At 53.3% G+C, this 20141-nt stretch carries 13 protein-coding genes and 1 pseudogene; 10 read left to right on the forward strand and 4 right to left on the reverse strand.

Going from position 1 to position 20141, the window contains the following annotated elements; genetic code table 11:
• The first annotated feature begins 9 nt into the window (after positions 1–9).
• Both BITS_RS08795 and BITS_RS08120 read left to right on the forward strand, forming a co-directional pair.
• Positions 10–828, forward strand: a complete 819-nt coding sequence (locus tag BITS_RS08795; protein WP_051264363.1) for a hypothetical protein — start codon at positions 10–12, stop codon at positions 826–828.
• Positions 829–924: 96 nt separating this feature from the next.
• The gene (locus BITS_RS08120) at positions 925–1662 is read left to right on the forward strand and encodes an alpha/beta hydrolase (RefSeq protein ID WP_026642326.1); all 738 of its coding nucleotides are present in this window, start codon (positions 925–927) and stop codon (positions 1660–1662) included.
• Positions 1663–1928: 266 nt separating this feature from the next.
• On the opposite strand, the gene BITS_RS08125 is transcribed toward BITS_RS08120, so the two are convergent.
• Entirely contained in the window at positions 1929–4004 is a 2076-nt protein-coding gene (locus BITS_RS08125; RefSeq protein WP_026642325.1) for a cation:proton antiporter, read from the reverse strand.
• Between the two features lie 116 nt (positions 4005–4120).
• On the opposite strand from BITS_RS08125, the gene BITS_RS08130 reads away from it, so the two are divergent.
• Together BITS_RS08130 and BITS_RS08135 are read left to right on the forward strand one after the other, a co-directional pair.
• Positions 4121–4573 (forward strand): nucleoside deaminase, encoded by a 453-nt coding sequence (locus BITS_RS08130; RefSeq protein WP_026642324.1) that lies wholly within the window; start codon positions 4121–4123, stop codon positions 4571–4573.
• A gap of 186 nt (positions 4574–4759) precedes the next feature.
• Complete coding sequence (locus BITS_RS08135) at positions 4760–6994, forward strand: alpha-galactosidase (RefSeq protein ID WP_044259774.1); 2235 nt, start codon at positions 4760–4762, stop codon at positions 6992–6994.
• Positions 6995–7154: 160 nt separating this feature from the next.
• Here BITS_RS08135 and BITS_RS08140 read toward each other — a convergent pair.
• Positions 7155–8342, reverse strand: a pseudogene (locus BITS_RS08140) (ROK family protein).
• 295 nt (positions 8343–8637) lie between these two features.
• Here BITS_RS08140 and BITS_RS08145 point away from each other — a divergent pair.
• The 5 genes from BITS_RS08145 to ilvA all read left to right on the forward strand — a co-directional run bounded on the left by BITS_RS08145 (position 8638) and on the right by ilvA (position 15277).
• Positions 8638–9882, forward strand: coding sequence for an ABC transporter substrate-binding protein (locus BITS_RS08145; protein WP_238556583.1), 1245 nt, complete (start codon positions 8638–8640; stop codon positions 9880–9882).
• A 21-nt stretch (positions 9883–9903) separates the two neighbouring features.
• Complete coding sequence (locus BITS_RS08150) at positions 9904–10818, forward strand: carbohydrate ABC transporter permease (RefSeq protein ID WP_026642320.1); 915 nt, start codon at positions 9904–9906, stop codon at positions 10816–10818.
• Positions 10819–10823: 5 nt separating this feature from the next.
• Positions 10824–11681, forward strand: coding sequence for a carbohydrate ABC transporter permease (locus BITS_RS08155; protein ID WP_034534066.1), 858 nt, complete (start codon positions 10824–10826; stop codon positions 11679–11681).
• A 290-nt stretch (positions 11682–11971) separates the two neighbouring features.
• The gene (locus tag BITS_RS08160; RefSeq protein ID WP_026642318.1) at positions 11972–13801 is read left to right on the forward strand and encodes a glycoside hydrolase family 13 protein; all 1830 of its coding nucleotides are present in this window, start codon (positions 11972–11974) and stop codon (positions 13799–13801) included.
• A gap of 210 nt (positions 13802–14011) precedes the next feature.
• The gene (gene ilvA, locus BITS_RS08165) at positions 14012–15277 is read left to right on the forward strand and encodes a threonine ammonia-lyase (RefSeq protein ID WP_162177544.1); all 1266 of its coding nucleotides are present in this window, start codon (positions 14012–14014) and stop codon (positions 15275–15277) included.
• A 246-nt stretch (positions 15278–15523) separates the two neighbouring features.
• Here the strand turns inward: ilvA and BITS_RS08170 are convergent, their stop codons facing one another.
• Positions 15524–16288, reverse strand: a complete 765-nt coding sequence (locus BITS_RS08170; protein ID WP_026642316.1) for an SIR2 family NAD-dependent protein deacylase — start codon at positions 16286–16288, stop codon at positions 15524–15526.
• Between the two features lie 42 nt (positions 16289–16330).
• Complete coding sequence (locus BITS_RS08175) at positions 16331–17404, reverse strand: LacI family DNA-binding transcriptional regulator (RefSeq protein ID WP_238556581.1); 1074 nt, start codon at positions 17402–17404, stop codon at positions 16331–16333.
• A 119-nt stretch (positions 17405–17523) separates the two neighbouring features.
• On the opposite strand from BITS_RS08175, the gene BITS_RS08180 reads away from it, so the two are divergent.
• Complete coding sequence (locus tag BITS_RS08180; protein WP_026642314.1) at positions 17524–19536, forward strand: glycoside hydrolase family 127 protein; 2013 nt, start codon at positions 17524–17526, stop codon at positions 19534–19536.
• Positions 19537–20141: the final 605 nt, after the last annotated feature.

The raw sequence follows: 20141 nt of genomic DNA on the forward strand, positions 1-20141 counted from the left end.
GGTCTGCATATGGCTCGCTCAAATGATGTGCATGGGGAAAGCAACTACGATTTCTTTGAAAATCAGCCCACTCAAGGTTACGCCCCGACTGCGCAGGGTTATGCCCCGGCTCCGGGCGGCGGGCAGCCTGTCAGCTCCGCTGCTCGTTGGATCGGTCGTTTTGCCACGCTGTTCGGCTGGCTGAGTGTGGCAGGTGTAGTCGTCATCGGCATACTGCTGCTTGCACCGGGAATGGTGCCAGCATTGGAACAGGGGTCGACTTTGGCATGGACTGTTGCTGCCATAGTCTGCTGGGCAGCGTCTTTGCTGCTCACGATCGTGGCCAAAGTGATGGGACGTCGTAGGATCGGCAGAAGGGCAGTCGCCTCCGGTGCTGTGGTAGCTCTGGTATTCGCGGCTGTGCTATCGGGCGGAGTGGCTTTGGCGTCGAATATGTTCCCCGATGGCATTGTGACTCCAAGTGTCCGTGACGAAGCGCCCGCGGATGATGATTCATCCATGCAGCAAGGCTTGGAACAGGTAGCGGGAGCAACCTGCAGCACATGGCAGGAGCAGAATGTCAGCGGCTATCCGGGAGTCAAATCAGTGGCCTTGTGCACTGACGCCAAAGTGGCATATGTGACCTTCGATACCGTCGCGGCTGCGAGCATGTACCGAAGCTTGGTGATATCGCAGGTCCAGAACCTGCTTTCGCAGAATGCCGATAACGCAGAGGCGCAAGGCGAATGGAGCGTAGTGAACGGCGATACCTGGATGGTCGTCGGCCAACGTGATGTGATGGAAAAGCTCCAAGAACAGTGGGGTGGCACGCTGGAGGACATCCAGTAGACGTTTCCTGACGCTATTGGCGAATAACGGCAAAACACTTGGCGCAGGTTTGACCATACCCGAACAAAGTGCACAATCGTGCCGTATATTGTGGGTATGAATGAAGCTGGAGATTTCCTCGGTCGCGAGTCCACTGTGGTTCCGGGGCGTTTTGGTGAGCCGTTAGAGGTCACGTATGCCTACATGTCGCCCAAAGATGGCGGGGCATACCCTCAGCGGCCCATATTCCTGTGCCTGCACGGATGGGGATCCAATGAGGATGATATCGCGCAGATTATGCGATATGTCGCTCCTTTCAACGATTTTGCTTCGCTTCGTGCGCCTTTGGTATTGCAGGAACAGGGCATCATGCCGGGGGCATATAGCTGGTTCCATGATTCAGTCCCTGTCGGAGAGGATCTGGATCGAGATATGTATGCCGCCGCCGTCGCCATCGACGAGTGGGTTGATGCGCATATTGCCAAAGACCGTGATGTGGTTCCTTTGGGATTCTCGCAAGGCGGCGCTTTGGCGGTTCACCTGCTCAGGGTGAATCCTCAACGGTATCGCGCGGCGGTGAGCCTGTCAGGATTTCTGGCTCCGGGGATGGTCAAGGGCGCCGCGCCTGCCGATCAGAAGCTCGAAGAACTGGAAATACCCGTATTCTATGGATATGGCGAGGCCGATGCGGTCATTCCTCGATATGAACTCAACGCCGCTGCGGCATGGTTGGAGGAGCATACGTGGCTGACCATGAAGACGTACCGTCATCTGGACCATGCCGTAAGTGTGCCGGAATTCAACGATATTAAGCAGTGGCTTATTATGAATAACATCTCTTCAGGCGTTATCTAACGGAACGATTGGCCTGAGGAATATTGCCCTCGCACGCATGGATAGTGTGGGAAGTTCATGGCAATACACGTCGCTTGCAGACGCTTGCCGTCACATATGCTGGTTGTGCGGAGAAAAAGTACTTAGCTTAACGATTCGTATGCAGACGCGTGCCATCGCGTATGTAGGTTGTGCGGGCAAGGCTCTTGACATAACGGTTCGCATGCAGCGCTTCCCGTTGCGAGATAGTAATGGGCTGCCGTCCATAGGCGTATGCCCCGCGGCGACTATGCTTCTGAATCGGCATCCACCTGCATCACATAGACGTTCTTGCGCAGCTCCTTGGCTTGCAATCGCGTGATATCGCCGTTATCAAGCATGTCTCGAATAACGCTGAGCTCAATGGCATAGCTTTCACGCTTGACCTCTTCTATCTGTGCGATGGCGGCAGCGCTTTCGCCGACATCCGGCAGCATACGCAGAGAGGCTTCTGCGCGACGGTAATCCAGGATCAGAGCCGAGCAGTATTCGGTGCTGTATTCATTGCGTCCCATTTCTTCATACAATCTGTCGATCACATAATCCATGGTTTCGATCTGGGTTCGACGAATGTATGCAAAAATCTGATCTTCGGTTACCAAAGGAGTGGTGCGTCGAATCTTGGCGCTGACCCGTCTGGCGAGTAACGTGATACGCCGTTGTACGGCACGTAGACGGCCGCGAACTTGGGAAACGGTCTTCCCATACGAGCGGATGGCGCTGATATGCCGCAAAGTGTTCATGAGCTGATCGAGCATGCGCTCGCAGGCCTCAATGCGCAATTCGCGGTCAACCGTTCCTTCTGGCAGCTGTTTTGCTTGGGTCAGTCGTTCCTTGAGATAGTCCTTCTCCCAGTGCAACGCTTCTATCTGCAGCCGTTCCAAGGATTGAGGGTCAATGTCATCGCCTACGAGATGCTTCAGGCGCGTAATGCGTTTGGTATAGGAATCGATAACCCTGAGAATGGCACGCCTGTTCTCCTGAGTCACACGGCTGGTCAGTTCTTCGATAGTGCGCCGAAGCACGGTTATCGTGATGGAATTGACTTCTTTGGCGCTGACGTTGTCGGTATTTGGCGCCAATAGCGGCAACAGGAAATTGGCCAATAACAACGTCACCAGAATGACGCCGGATGCGACGAAAATGAGTTCGTCACGCAAGGGGAAGGCTTCGCCCGATGCGATGGTGTAGGGGATGGTGAACATCAAAGACAGGGTGATGGTGCCTTTGGGGCCGCCGAAAGTCATCACGGCAGCGGAGATCCAGCGCCCTTTGGTCATGGGCCGGCGCTTTCTGGTTGTGGCGTCCTTGGTCAGTTTCAACGTGGCAGCCACCCATGCGAACCGCATAAGTATCACCACTGCCGAAACGATCAGGATGATCATCACCAGCAGTTTGTTGCTCACGCTCGGGTCTCCCCAGCTGGCATTGGTCACGCGGGGCAATTGCATCCCCAAGAGCACGAAAACCATGCCGTTCAGACTGAATGACAGCACAGACCATACGCTGCTGGCCACAATATTGGTGCGGGCCACATTAGGACCAATGCCTGTGCGGTCGAATTGCGTGATCAATCCTGTGGCAACTACGGCAAGAATGCCGGAAACATGCGCGATATTTTCCGCATCGATATAAATAAGGAAGGGGAGGAAGAGCTCCATAAGCACTCGGCTGGTTGTGGTTTCCCAACCCAAGGATCTCATGGTCTCAAAAACCCAGTTGATAATGATGCCGACCACAAGGCCTAATGCAATGCCGCCAATAAAAGCAGAGGCGAATTCTTCTGCGGCCTCGGTAAGTGAGAATACGCCGGTGACGGCTGCGGCTATGGAAAACTGGAATCCCACGATGCCTGAAGCGTCATTGAACAGGGATTCGCCTTGCAATACGCTATGCTGCCTCTTCGTCAGCGAGGCTTCATTGCTGAGTGATGTCACCGCAACCGCATCGGTGGGGCCGAGTGCTGCGCCCAGGGCGAAAGCCGCGGCCAAAGGGACCATTGGCCACACGGCATGCAGAACGAAACCGACTGCAAATAAAGTGGCCAACGCAAGCCCGATGGCAAGAGAGAGGGATACCTTCAGGGTCTTCAGCAGGCTGGATTTATCGATTTCTCGAGCTTCCAGATAGAGCAGCGGAGCAATGAATAACTCCATGAACAACGTAGGATCAAGCTCGACACTGGAGAAAATGGGCAGTTGGGTAACCAATGCTCCCAGTGCGATTTGCACAAGCGGGGTGGAGATTCTGGGAATGAAGCGGCTGAGAAATGAGGAAACCACGACAGCGCCGATAATGCACAGCACCAGATTGAATACTTCCACGCACAAACCTCCCGCCAGGCCCAGTTTGCATTATATTGCCGGGTCAGTAAGACGGATTCGATTACGCTGTTATCGATGCCCGCATACCATAATGCGTATATGGATAGGAGGTTCGCATGAACGTGGCTGAGGCTATGGAAAAGGCAATGCATTTGGCCGATGAGGCGGCCTCATATGGAGAGGTTCCCGTAGGAGCCGTAGTCCTGGACGCTCAGGGCAAAGTGACTGGCACCGGTCGCAATCGTCGCGAAGCGCAACATGATCCGCTGGCTCATGCAGAGGTTGAGGCAATGCGCACGGCAGCAGCGCATCATCATAGTTGGAATTTGCAGGATTGCACTCTGGTAGTGACTCTGGAACCTTGCCCGATGTGCGCAGGAGCAGTGTTGCAAGCGCATGTGGGACGTGTGGTATTCGGTGCATGGGATGCCAAGCTAGGGGCTTGTGGCTCGGTATGGGATTTGCTTCGGGACCCTCATATCGGACACAGCGCTGAAGTGATAGGCGGCGTGCACGAAGGTGCTTGCAGCAGGCAATTGGCAGAGTTTTTTGCCCAACGACGCAAGTAATGCAATAGAGCAAGCAATACGCAGGCTTCCCAAAATCGTGATAGCGCAATCATGCCGTTATTTCTTGCCTGAAATGCAAACACGCTTGCCTCGGTCAATAAAAGATCGCATGGATATGCTGGCTCTTAGTTACAAGTTCACGCTTGTACCGAAAAAGAATCCATAATGAGGAGCAAGGATGCGCCCATGACAATACATGCAGCAACATTGAACCAGTATGAAGCGGTCGCAGCTGACGGTACCGCATTACAAGCTTTTTATATCGAACGTGCGGATGTTCAAGTGGCATTTGCTTTGGTTTTTGCGGGGAATAAGCTTCCTCACATCGTGCATTGGGGACGGCCTCTGGCTGACAGCTCAACCATTGTGAATTTGTATGATGCCTTGCGCCCTCAACGAGTGTCAGGTGCATTGGATGAAACCCCATGGCCCAGTGTGCTCCCCACCCAGGCGGAATCCTGGATCGGCGCACCGCGACTGGAACTTCGCCGTAACGGCATCGAAGCATTCTGCTCCTTTGAAGTAAAGGACATCCGCATTGATCCTGACAATGCGCGGATCAGTGTAGACGCGCTGGACGTGGAGCAGGGCGTTGCTCTGCAATGGGAATGTGAACTGGATCCTTCCGGCTTGGTACGCCAGCATGCCACGATCCAGAATCGCGAGGCAGGAGAACTACAGGTCGGCAAAGTCGAGCTCGGTTTCCCAGTGCCGGCAAATGCCGTGGAAATCATGACTACAACCGGTCATCATCTGCGTGAGCGCTCGCCGCAGCGCCAGATGCTCAATGTCGGCCGTTTTGAGAAACCGACGATGGTCGGACGTCCTGATTTTGACGCATCGTTGCTGCTCAGCGCAGGCGCACCGGGTTTCGGTTTTGAGCATGGAGATGTGTATTCCGTGCATGTGGGGTGGAGTGGCAATAGCGTGCTGTCAGCAGAGCGACTTCCATACACCCAAGGACTTATCGGTGGCGGAGAGGTGCTGCGTCGGTGGGAAATAGTCCTGAATTCCGCAGATGATGCATACACGACTCCATGGGTGTACGGATCCTATGGCGAAGGCCTGAACGAAGTGGCAGCTCGCTTCCACTCCTATTTGCGCCGCGTACATGAAGAAGAACGTGCAAGATTGGGTATTGCAGCTAAGCCCCGGCCTGTAATTCTCAACACGTGGGAAGCTGTGTATTTCGACCACGACTATGCCACATTGGTGGCGCTTGCCGATAAGGCCGTGGAAAGCGGTGTTGAGCGTTTCGTAGTGGATGACGGATGGTTCGGCTCCCGCCGAGATGATAGTTCGGGTCTGGGCGACTGGTGGGTTGCTCAGGATGCCTGGCCTGATGGCGAGCGCAGCCTCAAGTCCTTGGCCGAATATGTGCATGGTCGTGGCATGGAGTTTGGCCTGTGGTTTGAGCCGGAAATGATCAATCCTGATTCCGATACCTATCGTGCCCACCCTGATTGGGTGCTCAAGCCCACCGCTAGCCGTCTGCCTATGCAGGGCCGTATGCAGCAGGTTCTGGATTTGACGAATCCTGAGGCTTTTGCATACATATATGGGGCAATGGATGCTTTGGTCAGCGATTTAGGAATCGATTACATCAAGTGGGATCACAATAAGCTGGTTACCGAAGCGGTGTCTCCTTATTCCGGCCGTCCTGCGGTGCATAACCAGACCTTGGCAGTGTATAAGATATTCCGCGATTTGAAGGCTGCACATCCCGGATTGGAAATCGAGAGCTGCTCCTCAGGTGGCGGTCGCGTGGATCTGGGCATTCTGGCGGTTGCTGATCGTATCTGGGCTTCGGATTGCGTTGATCCTGTGGAACGCGCCGATATTCAGCGGTATACCTCGCTTCTAGTTCCACCGGAGATGATTGGTGAACATGTGGGTGCAAGCCCTGCGCACTCGACCCATCGTGCCACGAGCCAGGAAATGCGCATGGCCATGACGTTCTTCGGACATATGGGCATTGAGTGGAACCTGCTCAAGGAGCCACAGGCCAATATCGACAAACTCCATACATGGGTGGATGCGTATAAGCAGTATCGTTCCGACTTTGCCGCAGGTACTGCCGTGCATGCCGATTGCGCCGATCCTTCAGTGCGTGTGGACGGTGTGGTGAGCGAGGATGGCAGCCGCGCTGTGTATCGCTTTACCCAGTTGACCACATCGGTGAGCTATCCTGCTGCACCGGTGCGATTGCCAGGTCTGCAAGCTCAGGCGACCTACAAAATCGTGCCTTTGTCTGTGAATATCGATCTGGAAGCGAGCGGTATTGCGAATGGACAAACCCCGCTGGGGTGGTGGAATGAGTCTGGCACCGTCCTGTCAGGCGCAACATTGCAATCGTATGGTGTTCGCTTGCCAAGTTTGCATCCGGCTCAGGCGGTGTTGTTCAGCGTTGAGCGCGTGTAAGCTTCACTGTGCTTTGCGGGATTGTGCAAAGCGGGGATGAGTAGCCTTCCCTTGGTGGGATGAGTGACTGTCCCGGGCGGACATAACCCTCACGCGCGAAGTGACCGTCATTGCAGTGCATCCGTGCATGCGGTGACGGTCACTTCATATATGCGAAAAGTCAGCCGATATATCTTGCTATCGCACGAGCTGCCGCAGCTTCAGCCCAGTCCGCCCAATCAAAATCCAATATCTCGAAATCGATTTTGGCGGCCTGGCTGGGACGGTACCAACTGATTCCATTGCGGATGGATTCCGTATTCAGCCGTGCCAAGAATGAGGATTCGCCGCTAATCAATACCTTGGAAGGCATGGCGAAATTCGATGCGGTTGCGATCAGGGTTCCCAGGCGGAAGCACAGCTTATTCACCAATTGCTTCGCTTGTGCCTCACCGGCCATGGCGTCGTCGGCAAATTGCTGGAAGCTGGCAAGATGTCCGATCATGGTCGAATATTCCTCCGCGAGGGAATCATTCGTAAGGCATTGCGAGCATCCGATATGCCCTGCATAGCAACGCGGTCCTTCGGGATCCAGTGGCACATGTCCTGCCAGACCATAGCTTTTATCCGGATAGTCGACTGGTCGCCCATTTTCCGAGAGCGAGTACCCGACGCCGGAACCAATGGTGACCACGCAAAACGAGACAGGCCTACTCCTTCGCCAAACCAGCTCTCATGGAACAGCAGAGAATCCAGATCATTGAAAATAGCGCACGGAATCCCGCCATATTCCTCCATCATGCCACCCAGATCGATGCTGCCATCCCAATGCAAAAGGCGCATAGGTGACGAAACGATCCTTATCGGCATGCCCGCCGATGCTCAGCCCCATGGCTACCGGACTGGGATCGATTCCAGCACTGCATCGCCTCGCGAGATCGCTCAGCTGCTGTGCCACATCATTTGGCTTGGTGGAAGTCAAGGCTTCGGTTATGCATTCGCATAGCGGATTGCACAGGGCGTCGGTCACGATCATGCTGATATCGCTGCCGTGGATATTCGCGCCTATGAAAGATCGTTGTTCCGCACGCAGACGCAAGGCGGTTTGCGGCCTGCCTCTGCGTTCCGTGGATTCCTTGGCCGTGAATCCGGCGGGGAGTTTGTTTGAAGTATTGGGCTGAGATGGCGTCTCTTCTATGACATCGGCATAAATCAGATCGCTGGTTATTCTGGAAAGCGCTCCTTGCGAAAGCCCGAGAAGCTGCGAGAGCGTGGTGCGTGCAATAGGACCATATTGTGCAATGGCTTGAGCCACGCGGTGTGTGTATTCGGAACCGGTGAACCATTGTGGTGTTGACTGCTCGCTCATAGGATCCTTTCCGCGACAGGGTGCAATATGACGGCCCATTCCGAACATATCCTTGATTCCACAGGGAATCATGCATCTTGTGCGACGAGTTTCTGCTAATTTCTTTCCTCAATATAAAAAATACCTGCATTTTCTTGCTGGGGCTACTGGACTCGCAGATGGTGGGAATGAAATGTGCGAAGCGTTACCCTCGAAGAGCCAACGAAATACAGCGAGGATGCTGTAGACAAGGAGAGGCAAAGGAGTCTATGAAATGACAGCAGATTCCCATATTGGGCGCCGTCCGATAACGCGGATGTTGCGCCGAGCGGTGACGGCCATATGCGCAGCTGCCATCGGGATCGGCATCGCGGGATGCGGTGCTTCAAGCGCTCAGGTGGTGACCTTGGACTTCTTCCAGTTCAAGGCTGAAGCCGCCGACCAGTTCAAGCAGATGGCTCAGGAGTTTGAGGCTCAAAACCCCGGCATCCGCATCAATGTCAACAACTCCGCCAATGCGCAGACGGATTTGAGAACACGGTTTGTGAAGAACCGAGTGCCTGATGTGATCACCTTCAATGGCGATATCAATTTCGGCATGTTCGCCGCTTCTGGAGTGTTCCACGATTTCACTGACGATCCCATCGTCGACGAACTCAACCCAGGCATGGTGCAGATCGCCAAGAATCTGGTCCAAACTACCGACACTTCAAAGAAGCGTTTGTATGGTTTGCCATTTGCCGGAAATGCTTCGGGATATATCTACAACAAGGCATTGTGGAGGCAAGCAGGAGTCGATCCAGACAATCCTCCGCAAACTTGGAGCGAATTTATTGCCATGTTGCAGAAATTCCGTGACGCCGGCATCAATCCGGTGCAAGCCACTTTGGCTGATGCTTGGACGACTCAGGCGCCGCTGTCTTCTTTGGCAGGAACCTTGGTGCCCGAAAGCGAATACACCAAGCTGAAAACAGGTGAAACCAATTTCGAAACCATCTGGACCGACACCATAGAAAAAGAGATCGAACTCTACACCTATGCCGACAACGAGAAGGGCGTTACCTACCAGCAGGGCACACAGAACTTCGCCAAGGGCGAGGCCGCCATCATTCCGCTCGGCACCTACGCCATTCCGCAGATAACGCTGATCAATCCCGATATTGAAATAGGATTCGCGCAGATGCCGGCCACCGATGATGCCAGCGAACAGATGCTCACCGCAGGCGATGATGTCATGCTCACCATGGGTGCGAATACCAAGCACCCTGAGGAAGCCATGAAGTTCATCAAGTTCCTCATGCAAAAAGAGCAGCTGGACGCATACGCCGATGCACAGTACGCCATCACTCCATTGAAGGACACATATTTCGGCGGCGAGGCTCTTGAAGGCGTGCGTCCCTTCTTTGAAGAGAGCCGCGTGGTTGATTTCTGCGATCACTACATTCCCGCATCCATCAATATCGGCGGATATCTGCAGAGTGCGGTGACCAGTGGCAATGTGCAGCAGTTCATCAACTCAATGCAGTCCGAATGGGACAAAGTCCAGGCCAGGACGTTCTGAGAGCAAGGGAAGGAGAATACCATGTCAAGTGCCAACACCACACGTGCCAAGAAAAAGCGCGTGTCCACGTTCTCGAACCGAAAAGTTGACCGTGCATACTACTGGATGGCTGTTCCAGCCGCTGTAATCTTTGCCATCTTCCTGTATGTGCCATTCATCCAAGGCGTTGCATATTCCTTTACGAATTCGCAAGGATATGGCGATTTCAAGTGGATCGGATTCAATAATTACATCGCATTATTCCAGGATGATCGAGTCGGGAATGCGTATATTTTCACCTTCTTCATCGCAATCCTCATAACAGTGCTGATCAATGTCATAGCAATGTTCCTTGCTGTGGCGTTGAATGGGAAAATAGCATTCAAGAATGGATTCCGAGCCATATTCTTCGTGCCATACACCTTGGCGGTACTGGTTATCGGCTATGTGTTCAAATACATCTTCATGACACCGTTGCCGGCTTTGGGCAAGGCCTTGAATATCAGTTGGCTTTCCGAATCATTGCTCACCAGTGAGCAGTATTCCTGGGTGCCGATTGTGTTCTTGGCAGTATGGCAAGGCGTTGCATACTCGGTGCTGATTTATCTGGCAGGTCTGCAAACCATTGATTCGGAAATCTATGAGGCCGCTGCCATTGACGGCGTCAATCCTTGGCAGAATTTCTGGAAGATCACCTTCCCCCTGATCGGGCCGTTCTTCACGATCAACCTTGTGTTGACAATGAAGAATGCATTGGGAACCTTCGATCAGGTGGTCGCTTTGACCGATGGAGGTCCCAATTCAAAGACGGAGACGGTGACCTATCTGATTTGGAAGGGCGGCCTTACCGGCGGCGAATACGCCTATCAAACGGCCAACGCAGTGTTGTTCTTCATCGTATTGGCGATTATCGCCTTCGTACAGCTGAAGTTCTTCGGTAGCAAGGAAAAGGTGTGATAACGATGTCCGCTGCAATAACATCCACTCGTCCGGTGAAGAAATATCGTAAGGACCGCAATATCAATTGGTGGCTTACCGCCGCCGTGGCAGTGCTGTCGCTTACGGTTCTGGTTCCACTGTATTTCACCATAGTCACCGCTTTGAAGACACCAGCCGAAGCTGGAACCTTCAGTCTGCCCACAGCTTGGCAATGGCATAATTTCGCCGATGCTTCCGCAAAGGTGAACTATCCGAAAGCGGCCCTGAATTCGGCCATCATCACGGTGGCGGCAGTCGTGCTCACCCTGCTGACGAACACCTTCGTGGCCTATGCCGTGGCAAGGAATATGGATAAGCGATTCTTCCGCTTCCTCTATTATTTCTTCATCGCGGCCATGTTCGTGCCGTTCCCCGTGGTCATGCTGCCGATTGCCAAGCAGATGGGGTCGTGGCATCTGGATAACCAGCTTGGTTTGATACTGCTTTACATGACACTCGGCCTGGGAACCAACTTGTTCATCGCCACAGGATTCATCCGCTCGATTCCGATTTCATTGGAAGAGGCAGCGCGAATTGACGGAGCGAGCACATGGCGCATCTTCTGGAAGATTATCTTCCCATTGATGAGCCCCATCAACGCCACGATCGCCATTCTGACGGCGTTGTGGGCATGGAACGACTTCCTGTTGCCATTGATTATCCTGACCGATCAATCAAGCCAGACCATTCCTTTGGCACAGTATGTGTTCAGCTCGCAGTTCGCCACGAATTATCCGATGGCTTTCGCTAGCTATCTCATGGCAATGGCTCCTGTGCTCGTCGTCTATGTCCTCGCACAGAAGTGGGTGATTGGCGGCGTTATGCGCGGCGCTGTGAAGTAATGGTTCCGCAATAGTAATGGTTCCGAAATGAGGCTTTCGAGTCTCAACAATATGACTACGGGTCGCGGCTGGTGTCGCGACCCGTTTTCATTACGGCAGGCAATTCATCAAACGCACACATACTTTGTTTCCATTCTGGGTGGGCTCGCCCGAAATGGGAATATAAACATGAGTTTCTTAGCATAAGAGCAGCAAGCAAAGGGGCAGAGCCCCGCCGATGGCATGTTGTGCATTAGCGATGATGCAACGCAGCTGATCAGCGGCACAAGAAATTGGCGAAAGGAATACTCATGGTTACTGCACAACGCATTCTCATATCCAACGCCGTCCGCACCAATGGTGCGACCCCCAATCCATGGTGGTCGAATGCGGTGGTGTATCAGGTGTATCCACGGAGTTTCCAGGATACGAATGGAGATGGTTTCGGCGATATCAAAGGCATCACCAGCCGTTTGGATTATTTGGCTGATTTGGGTGTCGATGTGGTCTGGCTGAGCCCGGTTTTCAAATCGCCGCAGGATGACAATGGTTATGATATTTCCGATTATCAGGATATCGACCCGATGTTCGGCACCCTGGAAGATATGGATGAGCTCCTTGCCGAGGCTCATAAGCGCGGCATCAAAATAATCATGGATCTCGTTGTGAATCACACTTCGGATGAACACGTATGGTTCCAAGCCAGCCGTGACTCTGACGATCCTCATGCGGATTGGTACTGGTGGCGGCCGGCGAAGTCGGGCCATGAGCCTGGAACGCCGGGGGCGGAGCCAAATCAATGGGGTTCGTACTTCGGTGGCTCGGCTTGGGAATACGACCCCAAGCGCGGCGAGTATTTCTTCCACCAGTATTCCAAGAAGCAGCCTGATCTCAACTGGGAGAATCCTGAGGTGCGCAAGGCTGTGTACGCGATGATGAACTGGTGGATGGATCGTGGCATCGATGGTTTCCGCATGGATGTCATAACCCAGATCTCGAAGGTTATCGACGAGAATGGGAAGCTGCCAGGCGAGGAAGGAAGCCTTATTGCGGATGAGCCGGTCGGCCCTGAAGGCTATTCCAGCCCATTCCCCTTCTGCTCAGACGGTCCTCGTGTGGATGAATTCCTCGCTGAAATGAGGCGAGAGGTATTCGAGAATCGCGAAGGATATCTCAATGTGGGCGAAGCTCCGGGAGTTACTCCATCGCGTAATGAGCATATTACAGATCCTGCAAACAAGGAGCTGGATATGCTGTTCCAGTTCAATCATGTCGGCGTTGATCAGGTCGGATCCAAATGGGATACCGTGCCCTTTGAGGTGAAGAATCTGCGACGCGAAATGAGTGAACAACAGAAGGCTGTCGCGAATGCGGGTTGGGCGAGCTTGTTCTTCTGCAACCACGATCAGCCACGTGTGGTTTCGCGTTGGGGCGACGACTCGACCGAGGAAAGTCGCGCTGCCTCTGCCAAGGCATTCGCTTTGCTGTTGCATATGCACCGTGGCACGCCGTATGTGTATCAGGGAGAGGAATTGGGCATGACCAATGCTCATTTCACGACACTTGACCAATATCGTGACCTCGAGGCATTGAACGCATATCGGCAGCGCGTAGAAGAGGCGAAGGTGCAGAGCGAAGAATCCATGATGGATGCCTTGGCTCTGATCGGGCGCGATAATGCACGTACTCCTATGCAATGGGATGGCTCAAAGTATGCAGGATTTACTGATGCTCAAGCGCACAGAGAGCCTTGGATCAGTGTCAATCCAAATCATGTGGATATCAATGCTGCAGCCGAATTCGATGATCCGGATTCCGTCTATTCCTTCTACAAGCAGCTAATAGAACTGCGCCACACCAATCAAGTGGTCGCGGCAGGCGATTGGCAGGTTATCGACGAACAGGCGGAACGCGTGTATGCCTTCACCCGCAGCCTTGGAGACGAACGATTGCTGGTAATGGTCAATCTTTCGGGCAAAGAAGCGGAAGTGCCCGCACAAAGCGCAGCCTTGATTGAAGGTCTCGAACGCGGTGATTTCGAGCGGCAAACGCTTATCGGTACGCACGGAACGGTCCATGCCGCGGCATCTCTTGCCAAGCTCGGTCTTTCTCCTTGGGAAGGCGTTGCCGTCCGGTTGTGACCGGAGAATTGCTCCGCGATACAAAAGGCCGTTGCTGATTTGGGCGACGGCCTTTTGCGTATGGTGTACACGGCTTATTTGAGGTATTTCGCTCAAAACTCAAGTAATAATCACTCGTTACCGTAATGAATGCGCGATGAAACTCATTCATATGTTCCACATGTGGTCATCCGATGCAAAGCGGGTGGATAGGCTCATACAATGCTGAACATGGAGCAACAAGAAGTCTTGCGCGCATTGCAGCGCGATCATAGCGCCGAATTAAAGCTTGCCGCTGAGCGTTTGAGCGGTACTGCACGTCATACCAATATCATTCGTTCCGACACTTTATCGGCGATGACTGGTTATGAAGTGCTGCTCAAGCCGGAGAACCTGCAGGTGACGGGATCCTTCAAAATCCGCGGCGCATACAACAAAATCGCATCGCTTTCTGAAGATGAACTTTCACGAGGCATCGTCACCGCTTCGGCCGGAAATCATGCACAAGGCGTGGCCTACGCGGCACGGGAGCGTGGGGCTCAAGCCACCATCGTTATGCCGCAGAGCACTCCACCTCTGAAGGTGGATGCCACCAAGCATACGGTGCCAATGTGGTGCTGCATGGCGATGTCTTCGATGAATCGGCTGCATATGCCGCCCCAGCTGAGCGAGCAACAGAATATGGTGTACGTGCCGCCTTTCGACGACTATGAGGTGTTGTGCGGCCAAGGCACGATCGGCTTGGAAATCTTGGATGACGTTCCCGATGTCACCGATGTTGTGGTGCCGTTGGGTGGCGGAGGACTGGGTGCAGGCGTGGCGCTTGCCATCAAAATGTTCCGTCCGGCAGTGCGGGTAATCGGCGCTATCCCCGAAGGATCTCCGGCATTCAAGGATTCATTCGCAGCTGGTCGGGTAGTCCCTGCGGATCATGTTCTGACATCTGCGGAAGGCGTGGCAGTCAAGCGACCAGGCGATCTGACCTTTGCAATCCTGAATGAATTCCTTGATGATCTGGTCACTGTCAGCGAGCGCGATATCAACGAGATGATTCTGCTGATGCTCGAGAAGCACAAGATGGTTGTTGAGGCGGCTGGTGCCGTGTCCCTGGCTGCTTTGGAGCATTTGAGCCTGCGTTCGCGTAAATTTGCGGCGGCTCAGGGCAAGCATGTGGTGGTGCCGATTATGTCAGGTGGCAATATTGACACGGTTACCATCGGCGCTGTGATTCAGAAGGGCATGATCGCACGCGGACGCATTATGAACTTTGAAGTGGAGCTGCCGGATGTGCCAGGCCAATTGGTGAAGGTGGCAACATTGTTGGCCGAACAGCGTGCAAATGTCATCGAGTTGGATCACGATCAGTTCAAGGCTTCGGGGCACTATACGAATGCGGTGTCTCTGGGCGTGACCGTGGAAACCAACGGCCCAGAGCATATTGATCGCATACTCAAGGCCTTGGTTGATGCTGGATTCCAACCAAAGCGCATATATTAATTGGGCTGGCGGCACGAAATAAGTATCATAACTTCAAACTGCGTCGGGGCGGCGCGGGAATGACTTTCCACGCCGCCCTTAAGGGTCGCCGAATCTGCGTTGTTTCTGTCCGTCGATCAGATACAAGCCAACATCGTCCCGTCGCTTGTTGCTTTGAAATGCCCCATGCGCTCACCGCAGGATCATTGCATAGTTGCGGAGTCGTTTAAGGCCACGCCGATTTCGGCGCTGGTTGCTGCCTTCGGATTACTGTTGATTTCCATATCGTTGCACGGTTTCCTCAACAAGTCGAGGCAAAGCGACCGCAATATCCTCATGAATCAGATTGGTGGCAAGGCGGTCATATTGCGTGCTGCCCATATTCATGATGGTTATGGGTACCCCAGCCTGCGCAGCCACCGGTACGATTGATGCCGCAGGGAACACTTCGAGTGTCGAGCCGATGACCCACAATTCGTCTGCCTTTGCCGCTGCACTCATTGAACGTTCCATGGCACCTTCAGGAAGTGCTTCACCGAAATACACCACATCGGTTTTTATCAAGCCATTGCAAGGCATATTGCTTTTGTAAGGCAACTTTCGACGGCAATGGGGATCCGGCTCGTTATCCAGATTCGCCATAATGTCCGCGGTGTCGTATTTGGCATGGCAGGACATGCAGTGCGAAGTGCCGATTGTGCCGTGAAGGTTAACGATGAGATCCGGATTATTTCCGGCCTTCTCATGCAAGGCGTCGAAATTCTGCGTCGCCAATAATGACAGCATCCCAGCATTCTCTAAATCAACCAATGCTTTATGCGCAACCCCTGGCTGTGCATTCCACACAGGAGATTCCTTCTGCCAACGCCATGAATATTCACGGGCTTCTTGGTCGTAAAGGAAAGCATCAATATCGTAGACGCTTGTTTGTTCGGGATGCTTGGTCCATACGCCATCCGGACCACGAAAATCAGGAATGCCGGCCGAAGTTGAAATGCCTGCTCCGGTAAGAACAACAATAGATCTGCTCATAAGTACAGGCTTACCACGAATTGCAAAGAAGGACGTCGTAACTCAATTCTCCAAACCGATTCTCCAACCAGATCCGTGGAGCGCGTTGTGGATATGCGCATCAGTTGACTCGCGTCTGACCAGAGTGCATTCCACAGTTGTGGTGCCTTGGCGGGTTTTGCCGTGGATCTTGTCTAAGAGCAGCTGCGCAGATTTGCGGCCGACAAGTTCAATATTGTTATCAAATGTTGTCAAAGTCGGATGCGCATTCAGGCATACGTACTCCCCAGTTGTCATGGCCAAGAACGGCGATATCTTGCGGCACGGAAAAACCGAAGGCTGCCAAGCTCGCGCGCAGCCACGGGCGATCTCATCGCTGAGGCAATACACGGCATCCAGCTCTTCGTATCGTTCGATCAATAGCCGTGCGGCGCGCTCGCCCCATTCCTCGCTCCAATAATCACTAAGCATGCATAAAGGCTGCAAACCCGCCAATCGGAAGGCATCCAAAGCCCCGCGACTTCTGTCTTGGACTGCGCGGAAGGAGTCGTTGCCGCCAATTACGGCAATATTGCTGCGTCCCATTCCGATCAAATACTCAATCGCTTGTCTGCCAGCACCCACATTGTCGCAAACAACGCTGCAATCCTCAGGGTTTACAGAAGCTTCATACGCATACACAACATGCAGCTGATTGGTTATTTCATTAGCTAGGGGAGCGCGGATATTTCCGGTATCGCCTGCCAATATCAGGCCCTCAACACCTTGTGCAATAAGTCGGTCGATATGGCTGCGTTCAATGGCTGGCACGCCTTGGGAAAGCATAAGCAAAGCGGCACGGTGAGAAGCCCTCAGAGTGCGTTCCGCCCCTGACAGCATGGGGAGTGCGAAACGGCCATTGTGGTCACTCGTGATTATGCCGATGAGACCACTTCGTTGGGAAGCATTGCGGGATGGGGCGCTTTGATTCGCTGATACGTTGTTGCTTTTGCGATATCCAAGCTCGCGCGCCGCTTGTTGTACGCGATTACGTGTGGTCTGACTCAGCCTGCCACTGTCATTGAGTGCTTTGGACGCGGAAGATAGCGATACGTGTGCTACCCGAGCCACATCAGACAAGGTTATTTTGTTCCGCATGATTTCATAGTAGTGGGGAAATTTTCCCACCCTCAATGCGTGGTGAATGCTCGCCGGAAATCGACATAGCCTAAAGCCAAGGAAGTCGATTTGGCAATAAGGCGGCGAAAGGCGGAAATATGTCAGCCATAACCATTCAATCCCCATTTTGGAAGCGCTATCGCGACAGTGTGGCCCATGATATGGTTCCCTATCAATGGGAAGTCATCAACGATGAACGGGCTGTTGAGCTTCCATTCGAATCAGCCGGGAATGAAGGCGGCGAAAGTGAGGGGATGTCGCGTCAATGGAGTCATGCCGTGCGCAATCTCCGAGTGGCCGCAGGGGAGGAACAGGCCGTTTTCAATGGCATGGTGTTCCAGGATTCCGATGTGTATAAGTGGCTAGAAGAGGCGGCATATGTGCTCGCATATGAGCCCAATGTGCAATTGCAAACACTGTGCGACGGACTGGTTGAGCTCATTGCCCGGGCCCAGGCAGAAGACGGGTATCTGGATACGCCATACCAGATCAAAACCGGTGAATATGAAAATAGGGAACGATTCGGCCAGCTCCAGCAAAGTCACGAAATGTATGTGATGGGGCACTATATCGAAGCGGCAGTTGCATATTGGCAGGTGACCCGCAATGAAAAGGCGCTAGATGTGGCCCGACGCATGGCGGATTGCCTTGACCAATATTTTGGTGATGAGCCGGGGAAGATTCCCGGGGCGGACGGCCATCCCGAAATCGAGCTTGCGCTCGCGAGACTGTTCGAGGCGACTCAAGAGCAGCGATATCTGAACCTTGCGAAGTATTTTATTGATGTTCGAGGCAAGGATCCGCAATTTTATGTCAAGCAAAATACTCAGCTTCACGCCAACGGAGCAACTTCGATATTTCCCGGAATGGACAATTGGAGCAGCGAATACACCCTCTCGGCGCGGCCTATTCAGCAGCAACAAACGGCGGAAGGTCATGCCGTTCGCGTGGTGTATCTGATTGCCGGCATCATGCATGTGGCTCGATTGAGTGGTGATGAAGAACTTGCACAGACAGCTCAGCGGCTATGGGACAATATCGTGCAAACCAGGATGTATATCACCGGCGGTATCGGCTCGACGCATATTGGCGAAGCATTCACCTATGACTATGACTTGCCGAATGGCACCGCGTATGCGGAGAGCTGTGCTTCGGTGGGTATGTGTTTTGTGGCTCGGGAGATGCTTGAGCACGAGATTCGTGGCGAATATGCCGATGTTTTGGAAAAAGAGCTGTTCAATGGTGCGATTTCGGGCATCGCACTGGATGGCAAGCATTTCTTCTATGTGAATGCTCTGGAGGTTGATCCAGACGCGAGTGAGCGTAATCCAGATCGGCATCATGTGCTCAGTGAACGTGCCGAATGGTTCGGTTGTGCTTGCTGTCCGGCCAATATCGCGCGGCTGATCGCTTCTGTGGACCAGTATTTGTACACCGTTCGCGAATCTGAGCGTGTTATTGCGGCGCATCAGTTCATTGCCAATGACGCTGAGCTGCTTGACGGCGTACATGTGAGGCAGGAATCCGATTTCCCCAATAGCGGTGAGATTCGATTCGCCATAGACGTGCCGGAAGGCTCGCGCCCTGTGACCTTTATGATCCGCATACCATCGTGGTGCTATGGCTCGTATTCATTGTTGGTCAATGGCGTCGATATGAAGGATGCTGTGCAGCCTGTTGACGGCTTCGTGGCCATTCCTGTGCAGCAGACTGCCGTTATCACATTGTCCTTGGATATGTCAGTGCGTCTGATGAGAGCACATACGTCAGTACGACATGATGCAGGCAAGATTGCGGTTATGAGGGGTCCTGTGGTCTACTGCGCCGAAGGAACTGATAATTATGAGCCATTGTGGAATTACCGCATCGATAGGAATCTTGAAGAAGATATCCAGGTTGAAGGCGGCGCAGGAATTCTTGACGGATTGAAGGTTCTGAGGGTCCCAGCCGTTCGCCGGGTTGATGACGATGCGCAGGCTCCGTTATATGCGCTGGCCAATGAACGTTTCAATGCGGTTGAACAGCATACGAGGTTGACGATGATCCCATATCAGGCTTGGGCAAACCGAGGGAAGAATGCGATGCAGGTGTGGTTCGATGAGATGCATTGAACTCTGAAGCATTGTTGCTGAAATATGGGTTGGACTCGCGTGCTAAACAATGCATAGCATTTGCCGCCTAACCGGTAATAGTGATGAATACTGATATTGCAGGAATGTCGAACATTGCAGGAATTAATGTCGGAATGAATGCGGGTTCCGCTGTAATGATCGAGTGCTATGCCCACAAGATCGGTTTCGCTCCGGAGGGAAGATTCCGGAACGGAACCGACCTTGTCATGCAGACTGCATGTCGATTCTCAAAGAAACATACACACTGTGACTGGTGAACTGCCTTTGTGAGGCCTCATTTTCAAACTTGCTCTGTTGTTTTGGGTGTGAGCGCGATATTCGGTGTGTTGGGCTTTTTTTGTTGGCTTTTGGTGGTGTTCCCGTGTGTGCGACACGCCGGTGGGTTGTGTTGGGTGGGGGTGGTGGTGTAGGTTGTTCTCTTGCTGCCGCTGAGCGGGTGGGCCGGACGGGGTCCGGTTGTTTCGCTCTTGTGTGTGGTGGTGGTTTGAGAACTCAAGAGCGTGTTGTACTACGTTTTACGCGGATGGCTTCGCATTTTGGTGCGTTGTCCGTCCGGTCAATTTTTTTGATTGCCAGTCCGATGC

Source organism: Bifidobacterium tsurumiense, assembly GCF_000741765.1.
Classification (GTDB): domain Bacteria; phylum Actinomycetota; class Actinomycetes; order Actinomycetales; family Bifidobacteriaceae; genus Bifidobacterium; species Bifidobacterium tsurumiense.

Coding starts and splice junctions, on each gene's coding strand:
- BITS_RS08170 (WP_026642316.1), bottom strand. CDS start 16,288: ATGAGCAGATCTATTGTTGTTCTTACCGGAGCAGGCATTTCAACTTCG.
- ilvA (WP_162177544.1), top strand. CDS start 14,012: ATGGAGCAACAAGAAGTCTTGCGCGCATTGCAGCGCGATCATAGCGCC.
- BITS_RS08175 (WP_238556581.1), bottom strand. CDS start 17,404: ATGCGGAACAAAATAACCTTGTCTGATGTGGCTCGGGTAGCACACGTA.
- BITS_RS08120 (WP_026642326.1), top strand. CDS start 925: ATGAATGAAGCTGGAGATTTCCTCGGTCGCGAGTCCACTGTGGTTCCG.
- BITS_RS08145 (WP_238556583.1), top strand. CDS start 8,638: ATGTTGCGCCGAGCGGTGACGGCCATATGCGCAGCTGCCATCGGGATC.
- BITS_RS08130 (WP_026642324.1), top strand. CDS start 4,121: ATGAACGTGGCTGAGGCTATGGAAAAGGCAATGCATTTGGCCGATGAG.
- BITS_RS08180 (WP_026642314.1), top strand. CDS start 17,524: ATGTCAGCCATAACCATTCAATCCCCATTTTGGAAGCGCTATCGCGAC.
- BITS_RS08795 (WP_051264363.1), top strand. CDS start 10: ATGGCTCGCTCAAATGATGTGCATGGGGAAAGCAACTACGATTTCTTT.
- BITS_RS08135 (WP_044259774.1), top strand. CDS start 4,760: ATGACAATACATGCAGCAACATTGAACCAGTATGAAGCGGTCGCAGCT.
- BITS_RS08160 (WP_026642318.1), top strand. CDS start 11,972: ATGGTTACTGCACAACGCATTCTCATATCCAACGCCGTCCGCACCAAT.
- BITS_RS08150 (WP_026642320.1), top strand. CDS start 9,904: ATGTCAAGTGCCAACACCACACGTGCCAAGAAAAAGCGCGTGTCCACG.
- BITS_RS08155 (WP_034534066.1), top strand. CDS start 10,824: ATGTCCGCTGCAATAACATCCACTCGTCCGGTGAAGAAATATCGTAAG.